Source organism: Bernardetia sp., from assembly GCF_020630935.1.
In the GTDB taxonomy this organism is placed as follows: domain Bacteria; phylum Bacteroidota; class Bacteroidia; order Cytophagales; family Bernardetiaceae; genus Bernardetia.
Genome location: NZ_JAHDIG010000148.1, coordinates 1 through 3,195 on the forward strand (window position 1 = coordinate 1; position 3,195 = coordinate 3,195).

Sequence of the window (3,195 nt, forward strand, 5' to 3'; positions counted from 1 at the left end):
CTTCTGTTACAACTTCCTCTTCTACTACTTCCTCAGTTTCTTCTGTTACAACTTCCTCTTCTACTACTTCCTCAGTTTCTTCTGTTACAACTTCTTCTTCTACTACTTCCTCAGTTTTTTCGTCTTCGTGCTTATCACCATCTTTATGCTTTTCTTCGCCTTCATGCTTATCATCATGGGCAACAATACCCAATTTTTCTCCTGCATGTTTTGTTTTAGCGATAGCTTTATCCGTTGTTTTCTTTACATTCTTTTTCGTCTCTTCAAAAACCTCCTTTTTAACTAATTTCTTGTCATGTTTTTTATGGTGGTCTTTAGGTCCGAAAAGAATATTAAGTAATATGGCAAATACCAACAAGGCTACAGTAGCAATAAGTGCTTGTCTAGGTGTGGTATTTTTAATTTTACTACCCATATCGTCTTGGTTACTCATGATTATTATTTTTAATAGGATTATTTAATTCAAGCTACAAATGAGACGACTTTATTATACCAAAGTCACCAAATAAAAGGAGGCTATATCCTTCTCATTATTTAACCATTTTTTTGCAATAAAGTTGCAAGTATAAAATATAAACTGCTCCAAAAGAAGCAATAGTAAATTTTTTTTTTCCGTTTAAACAGTCATTGAGAATAGTAAAAGTAAAAGTTTTTTGAATACAGAGACAAAAGTATAGTACAAAAAACTTATACAATGTAAATAGGGGTATTTACCAGATGTGAGTTTGTGTAATGTAGGAAAAAATTATGCGTATAAACGCTCGTGGGCATCAAAAGATTTGAGTCCATTTCATTTTCAAGTCGTACTCAAAATAATAGGCAATATTATCTAAAAAGCACCATTTTTAAAACAAAAAGACTTTCAAATAAGAATTGTTTCAGACTATAAACCTATTTTTTAATAAAAATAGAAGTAGGCACTTGTAGCAGTTCTATAGCTTATTTTCATCTGTAGAGAAATATCCCAAATAATTGGAATAAACACTACTGTAGTACTCAAAAAAAATATAGGAAAAAGACAAAAGAGTTTTTTACCCTTAAAAAAGGACATCCACAAGATATAATTCTATTATCTTACAAATGATAAAACAACTTTTCTTGCTAAAGGATCTTTACCTGTTCTATTAGCTAATTCTTCTCCATAAAAACTAATCATTAGACGGTCATTATCAATTCCATATTCGTTAATTAGTTTTGATCTAATAGCTTCAGCACGTCTTCTTGATAAAATCATATTGTATTCGGCAGCACCCGTTTTATCAGTATGCCCTTCTATTTTTAAACGTGATTCAGGATAATCACTTAAAACCGAAATGACTTTGTATATCTTTTCTTCTTCTGAAGGAGTGATGTAAACAGAATTATTCCCAAAGAAAATTTCAGCTTTGAAATACTTCACTACTTCCTCATAGCCATCCGTTGAACGAACAATGGTTGCAGTACGTCCACTAGTTACAGGCTCAGAATAAACAGGTGCAGGACTTGTATAAACTGGTGCAGGTGTAGTACTTATAATACGACGTGGCGCAGGACTCGTATAAACGGGTGCTGGTGGTGCAGGTGTAGTAATAATTCGAGGGGCTGGTGGCGGTTGATTACGCAACCTAGTAACCTCTGATTGCAAACCACTAATTTGGTTGGTTAAGGCATCTAACTTACGACTTACCGCATCATTTACAACTGGTGTTGTAGGATATGCTTTGGGTTGTGGTTTACTCTTTGCCTCTGCTAGTTCTTTTTTCAAACGTTCAATTTCCAATACTAACTCATCGTTGGGAGAAGGAACGGAAAGCCCGCTAGAATTAGCGGGCTTTTCGTTATTTTTTTTTTTAACTTCAGCACGTAAAGCTTCTACTTCTTTACGCAAATCATCCACCTCAGAACGTTCATTACCTTCGTTCTTTTCCTTCTCTTCTAATTGTTTTTTCAAACGCTCAATTTCGTTTCGCAAGTCCTCATTAGGGTCAATAGTTTCTGTTTCCGTTTCCTCATTTTCCTCTTCGCTTTTCTTTTCATTTAACCTTTTTTTGAGTTCTTCCAATTCGTTGTTCAACTCATCAGTTTCACTGCTTTCACGTTCGAAAATTATTTCTTGTTCGTCATCATTTTTTTTTTCGATGATGATTTCCTTCTCAATAGTTCTATCAATAGAACCGCCTCTTAAAGATTCAATTTCTTTTTTCAAGCTTTCAATTTCTTTCAATATTTTATTGTCAGAAGCTTCTTGACGTAAGCGGTCTGTTTCCAATTTGTACATTTCCAAAGTAGCATCATTCTTACCACCTTGTTGCAATTCTTGCTTTAACTTCATGATTTCCATTTGCATTTTCAAATCTTGCAAATCACGTTCATTAAGCATAGAACGAACATCACTTTCATCTACACCGTTGTTTATTGAAACAGGAATTGGTGTAGGTGCTGGTGCAGGCGCAGGAGGCATTACAATAGTAGGTTGCGTTTGTGGAACAACAACAGGAGCTTGTGGCTGTACCTGCTGCGGAACAGTTGACTGTGGTTGTGCAATTGCTGCTGGCTGTTGTTGAGAAGTAGGGTTAGTTGCTGCTGCTTTGATTTTTTCATCACGAGCTACTTGTTCCTGCTTCATTACTTGCTCTAAAGAGTCTAATTTATTTTGGTAACTACCTTGTTCTTCGTCCATTTCTTTAATGGTATCTTCTACTGTAGTTACGTCTCCTTTAGGAGCTTCGCCAATACCTTCTACAGCTTCCACTTCTGGAGTACGATAGTAAGGTGCATAACCTTCTTCTGTTCTACAACGTTTTTTGCAAGCTTTACGAGCTTTTTTATCTTCAATTGTTTCGCAAGTTGCTCTACAATCTTTAACAGCTTGTTTTACAGCGTCCTTAATGGCTTTTTTCGCATCTTTCTTCGCTTTTTTAGCCGCTTTGCGTTCTGCTTTACGAGCTTTTCTGTCATTCTTAGTAGATTGTTCATCTACCTTTTCACCAGCTTTCTTCGCTCTTTTAGCTGCCTTGCGTTCTGCTTTGCGGGCTTTACGCTCTGCTCTACGTTGCTTTTTGCGTTCTTTTTTACTCATTGTTTTCAGCTCATTCGCTTCATTAGCAGCTTCTAATTCTGTACCTTTCATTGCGTCATTAATGCCGCCAATATTGTACTGCATAGAATCTTCTTTACTTAACATTGAGTATTTATCTGCAATAATAACAGGTGCTT

The 3,195-nt window shown here is 35.6% G+C and carries 2 protein-coding genes; both read right to left on the reverse strand.

Features of this window, described 5'->3' with window-relative positions; translation table 11 throughout:
• On the reverse strand, positions 1-433 hold a 433-nt coding region (locus QZ659_RS20440; RefSeq protein WP_291728948.1), incomplete at its 3' end, for a hypothetical protein.
• 636 nt (positions 434-1,069) lie between these two features.
• On the reverse strand, positions 1,070-3,195 hold a 2,126-nt coding region (locus QZ659_RS20445; protein WP_291728950.1), incomplete at its 5' end, for an OmpA family protein.